Here is a 324-nt window from a genome sequence, read left to right as displayed (position 1 = left end):
TGGGTGAGCGGATCCTTGATCAGGTCGAGCACCTGGCGGTCGAGCTCGGTGTCGGCGCCGTGCATCTCCAGCTCAATCTGCTTGCCGAGTTCGCCCGAGAGGTCGCGGACGATGCGGGGCAGCTTCTGCCAGGCGTTGCCGATCGGCTGCATGCGCGTCTTCATGACGCCTTCCTGCAGCTCGGCGGTGACGTTGGAGAGCCGCTGCAGCGGCACCTTGAACTCGGTGTCCTCGTTGCGGCGGGAGATTTCCAAGAGCTGGTTGCGGGTCAGCACCAGCTCGGAGACCATGGTCATGAGGTGTTCGAGGGTGTAGACATTGACG

General features: G+C 63.6%; 1 pseudogene. It reads right to left on the bottom strand.

The window, feature by feature from the left end:
- A pseudogene (locus tag E0702_RS16185) lies at positions 1-324 on the bottom strand (chemotaxis protein CheA); the annotation flags it as partial.

The sequence above is a fragment of the Halomonas marinisediminis genome, from assembly GCF_004347715.1.
GTDB classification, from domain to species: Bacteria; Pseudomonadota; Gammaproteobacteria; order Pseudomonadales; family Halomonadaceae; genus Halomonas; species Halomonas icarae.
This window is presented reverse-complemented; position numbering and strand designations above follow the sequence as displayed.